This is a genomic window from Zoogloea sp. (assembly GCF_028689785.1).
In the GTDB taxonomy this organism is placed as follows: domain Bacteria; phylum Pseudomonadota; class Gammaproteobacteria; order Burkholderiales; family Rhodocyclaceae; genus Zoogloea.
Genome location: NZ_JAQVCN010000117.1, coordinates 1 through 4,994, shown reverse-complemented (window position 1 = coordinate 4,994; position 4,994 = coordinate 1). Strand labels below are relative to the sequence as shown.

3 protein-coding genes are annotated in these 4,994 nt (G+C 62.7%); all 3 read right to left on the bottom strand.

Translation table 11 applies throughout. The annotated features are described in order from the left end of the window. Window positions 1-24: 24 nt before the first annotated feature. On the bottom strand, window positions 25-3,159 hold the full coding sequence (locus tag PHI64_RS23330; protein WP_299888766.1) for an efflux RND transporter permease subunit: 3,135 nt from the start codon (window positions 3,157-3,159) through the stop codon (window positions 25-27). A gap of 13 nt (window positions 3,160-3,172) precedes the next feature. Then, entirely contained in the window at window positions 3,173-4,792 is a 1,620-nt protein-coding gene (locus PHI64_RS23325; RefSeq protein WP_299888763.1) for an efflux RND transporter periplasmic adaptor subunit, read from the bottom strand. After that, window positions 4,789-4,994: TolC family protein (locus PHI64_RS23320; RefSeq protein ID WP_299888760.1), on the bottom strand; the 206-nt coding region annotated here is incomplete at its 5' end. The genes PHI64_RS23325 and PHI64_RS23320, both read right to left, overlap by 4 nt.

Genomic DNA, 4,994 nt, shown 5'->3' with positions numbered 1-4,994 from the left:
CGAGTTTCTTTATGTAACTCATGCTTATTTCTCAATTCCTCGGCTCAGCCGCCACTGTTTCACCAGTGCGTAGATCGCCGGGATCACCGCCAGAGTCAGCACCGTCGAGGAAATCATCCCGCCAACCATCGGCGCAGCAATGCGGCTCATCACCTCGGAGCCGGTGCCCGTCCCCCACATGATCGGTAAAAGGCCGGCCATGATCGCGACGACGGTCATCATCTTCGGGCGCACACGCTCGACAGCGCCTTCCATTACCGCCTCATAGAGATCGCCAACGTTAGGGGCACGCCCTGCAGTGCGGCACGTCGCCTTCACGGCTTCCCAGGCGTGATCGAGATAGATCAGCATCACCACGCCGGTCTCCGCTGCCACGCCCGCCAAGGCAATGAAACCCACTGCCACCGCGACGGACAGGTTGTAGCCGAGCAGCCACATCAGCCACACGCCGCCGACCAATGCAAAGGGCACTGACAGCATCACGATCAGTGTTTCGGTGATGCGCCGGAAATTGAGATAGAGGAGCAGGAAAATGGTCAGCAAGGTGATCGGGATGACGATCTTCATCTTCTCAATGGCGCGCTCCATGAACTCGAACTGACCGCTCCAGGTGACGTAGTAACCCGGCGGGAACTTGATCTGCTCGGCGACCGCCTTCTTCGCATCGGCCACGTAACCACCGATGTCCCGATCGCGGATGTCCACGAAAATATAGGCCGACAACAAGGCGTTCTCCGTGCGGATGCCCGGGGTGCCTTTCTCTACCTTGACCTTCGCCAACTGCCCCAGCGGCACCATCGTCCCCCCCATGGTTGGCACCAGCACTTCACGGGCGATCTGCTGTGGGTCGGAACGCAGCTCACGCGGGTAGCGTACCGTCACGCCGAAGCGCTCACGGCCCTCAACGGTGGTGGTCACCATCTCACCGCCGAGCGCGCTGCCGATCACATCCTGCAGGTCGCCAACGGCCAGACCATAGCGGGCCAGTTGTTCCCGGTCGGGCTCGATGTTGAGGTAGAAGCCGCCGGTGATGCGCTCGGCGAAGGCACTGGTGGTGCCGGGCACGGTTTTGACGACGGCCTCGATCTCCTTGGCCAGCTTCTCCATTTCACCGAGATCCTTGCCGAAGACCTTGATGCCGATGGGCGTACGGATGCCGGTGGACAGCATGTCGGTGCGAGCCTTGATGGGCATCGTCCAGGCATTGGCCACCCCCGGGAACTGCAGCGCCTTGTCCATTTCCGAGATGAGCTTGTCGGTCGTCATGCCCGGCCGCCATTCGGTTTGCGGCTTGAGGTTGATGACCGTCTCGAACATCTCGGTCGGCGCCGGGTCGGTGGCCGTATTGGCACGGCCGGCTTTGCCAAAGACCGATTCGACTTCAGGGAAGCTCTTGATGATCTTGTCCTGGGTCTGCATCAGCTCGGCGGCCTTGGTGATCGACATACCCGGCAGGGAGGCCGGCATGTAGAGCAAAGTGCCTTCGTTCAAGGTCGGCATGAACTCTGAGCCCAGGCGGGAGGCGGGATAGACCGAGACGGCCAGGACGATCACCGCGAGGACGATGGTCAGTTTCTTCCCGCGCATCACCGTGGCGATGATCGGCCGATACACCCAGATCAGCACCCGGTTCACCGGGTTCTTCGCCTCCGGCATGATCTTGCCGCGGATGAACAGCAGCATCAGCACCGGCACCAGGGTGACCGACAGTATCGCCGCGCCGGCCATCGAGAAGGTCTTCGTGTAGGCCAGCGGCGAGAACAGACGGCCCTCCTGTCCCTCAAGCGTGAACACCGGCAGGAAGGAGACGGTGATGATCAAGAGCGAGAAGAACAGCGCCGGGCCGACCTCCTTGCAGGCGGCCAGCATGGCCTCGAAACGTTCGGCCGTGGAGTGGCCGTCCGGTAGTCGCTCCAGGTGCTTGTGGGCGTTCTCGATCATCACGATGGCCGCATCGATCATCGCCCCGATGGCGATGGCGATCCCCCCCAGACTCATCAGGTTGGAGTTCATGCCCAAGAGGCGCATGGCGATGAAGGCCATCAGCACGCCCACTGGCAGCATCAGAATCGCCACCAGGGCGCTGCGCACATGGAGGAGGAAAACCACGCAGACCAGCGCCACGATGATCGATTCTTCGATCAGCGTACCCTTGAGGGTTTCGATGGCCCGGTGGATCAGCTCGGAGCGGTCGTAGACCGTCTGTACGGTCACGCCTTCCGGCAGGCCCGGGCCGATCTCGGCGATCTTGTCCTTCAGGTTGTGGATGACTTCCAGCGCATTTTGGCCATAGCGGGCCATCGCGATGCCGGCCACCACTTCGCCTTCGCCGTTGAGTTCGGTGAGCCCCCGACGCTCGTCAGGTGCCAGTTCGACCCGCGCGATGTCGCGGATCAGCACCGGCGTGCCCTTGTCGGCTTTGACCACCAAGCGTTCAATGTCGTCCTTGCCACGCAGGTAGCCCTTGCCGCGGACCATGTACTCGGTCTCAGCCATTTCCACCACGCGGCCTCCGACGTCCCTGTTCGAGTCGCGGATCACTTGGGCGACTTTCATCAGCGGAATGCCGTAGGCGCGCAGCTTCACCGGATCGACAGTGACCTGATAGGTCTGCACGAAGCCACCGATGGACGCCACTTCGGCGACACCGTGGGCCTTGGCCAGCTGATAGCGCAGATACCAGTCCTGGATCGTGCGCAGTTCGGCGAGGGTCTTGTCCTTGGCCAGCAGCGCGTACTGGTACACCCAGCCGACGCCGGTGGCGTCGGGCCCGATCTGCGGTGTCACCCCCTTCGGCATCCGTCCGGCGGCGAAGTTGAGGTATTCCAGTACCCGCGAACGCGCCCAGTAGATGTCCGTGCCGTCTTCAAAAATGATGTAGACGAAGGACGCCCCGAAGAACGAGAAACCGCGCACCACCTTGGACTTGGGCACCGACAGCATCGCTGTGGTGAGCGGATAAGTGACTTGATCCTCGACCACCTGTGGCGCCTGGCCAGGGTATTCGGTGTAAACGATGACCTGCACGTCGGAGAGGTCGGGTAGCGCGTCGATGGGCGTACGCAGCACCGCAAACACCCCGGCGGCGAGAATGAACAGCGTGGCGAGCAGAACCAGGAAGCGGTTCCGGCCCGACCAGTCGATGATTTTGGCCAGCATGATGGATCCTGTGTCAGTGGCCTGCGTGAGGGTTAGCCGCCGGTGTCGACGTGGCTGCTTTGCCGGCCGGGGTCGCCGAGGTGATCACCCATTCGCCGGGCTGGCGCTCGACGAACTCCACATCCACCTTGACACCCGGCTTCAAGGCCTGCAGCAGCGAGGGATTGGCCACCTTGAACTCCATGGTCATTGCCGGCCACTTCAGGCTGGCGACCGGGCCGTGATTCAGGCTGACCGTCCCGTCCTTGGCATCGACACTGTCCACCGTCCCTTCGGCCCGGTGCCCGGCGGCTTGGGGCGCCGCCGCAGGCTTTTCGTCGTCTTTTCCGGACTTCGGTGCGCCACCATGGCCCGAATGCCCGAAACCGCCGACCGCGGCTTTCAGGTTGCTTTCCGCATCGATCAGGAAGTTGGCGGCGACGACGACTTTTTCGCCCGCTTTGACGCCATCCATCACTTCGATGTGGCTTTCGCTATGCCCACCCAGCTTCACGTCCCGCGGCTCGAAGCGCCCTTCGCCGTGGGCGATGAGGACGATCTGGCGGGTACCGCTGTCGATCACCGCCGAGGTGGGCACGGTGACGACCTGTCCCTTGCCTCCCACAGGCACCTCCACTTGGGCGAACATGGCGGGCTTCAGGAGCTGGCCCGGATTGGCCAGTTCAACCCGAACCGGTACCGTCCGGGTTTCGGGATTGAGGGTGGGATAGACATAGGTCACGCGGCCCTCGAAGACCTTGTCCGGGTAGGCATTGATGCGCACCTTCGCCATGGCACCCGTACGCACCTGAGCGATGTCCTGTTCGAACACGTCGGCGACAACCCACACCGACGACAGGTCGGCCACCTGGTACAAGGTGTCGCCCGGCATGAAGCGCATGCCCTGCAGTGCTTTCTTTTCGGTGACGACGCCGGAAACCGGGGAACGGAAGGTCAGCGTGCGTTTGGACGTACCGGACTTGGCCAAAGCACGGATCTGCTCCTCGGAGATGTCCCAGTTCCTGAGACGCAGCAAACTCGATTCGGCAAGTTGCTTCATGCCGCTCTGTGCCTCGCCGCCGGCGTCCTTCAAGGCGTCGACACCCTGTGCGGCAATGGCGTACTCGCGCTGGGCGGAGACCAGTTCCGGGCTGTAGACCTCGAACAGCGGCTGGCCCTTGGCGACCGGCTGGCCGGTGACGTTCACGTGCAGGCGTTCCACGTAACCTTCGAACTTCGGGGAAATGGCAAAGCTGCGCCGCTCGTCGATCTCAATCCGACCGGCCGCGCGCACCTGCTTGTCGAGGACACGCAGTTCCGCCGCCTCGGTGCGCACGCCGAGCTTCTGCACTTTCTCGGTGCTGATCCTGATGGAGTTCGCTGCTGCGGGCTCGTCGTCAGCTTCCCCTTCGTAGACCGGGATGTAGTCCATCCCCATCGGGTCCTTCTTGGGTGTCGGCGAGGTGTCCGGCAGGCCCATCGGGTTGCGGTAGTACCGTAGCTTGCGTTCCTTCTTTGCACCTTCTGCCGGAGAGGCAGCAACCTGAGTGGCGGCAGCGTCATGATTGGCTGCCGGTCGCTGACCCAGCCAGTAGCCGCCACCGGCAGCCAGGGCGATCGACAGGCTGATCGCAATACCTGCGCCTGTTTTCATAGATCTTCTCCGAGGATTCGTTCGATTTCTGCAAGGCGCATCTGCGCGTCGGCCTGGGCCTTGATACGGTTCTGGCGGGCCTGACGGATCTGCCGCTGGGCGTCGAGCAAGGTGGCGAAATCCACTTTGCCGGTTTCGTAGCCGGCCAATGCCGCCTTGAAAGTCAGTTCGGATTGCGGCAACAAGCTGGTTGCGGCAAGGG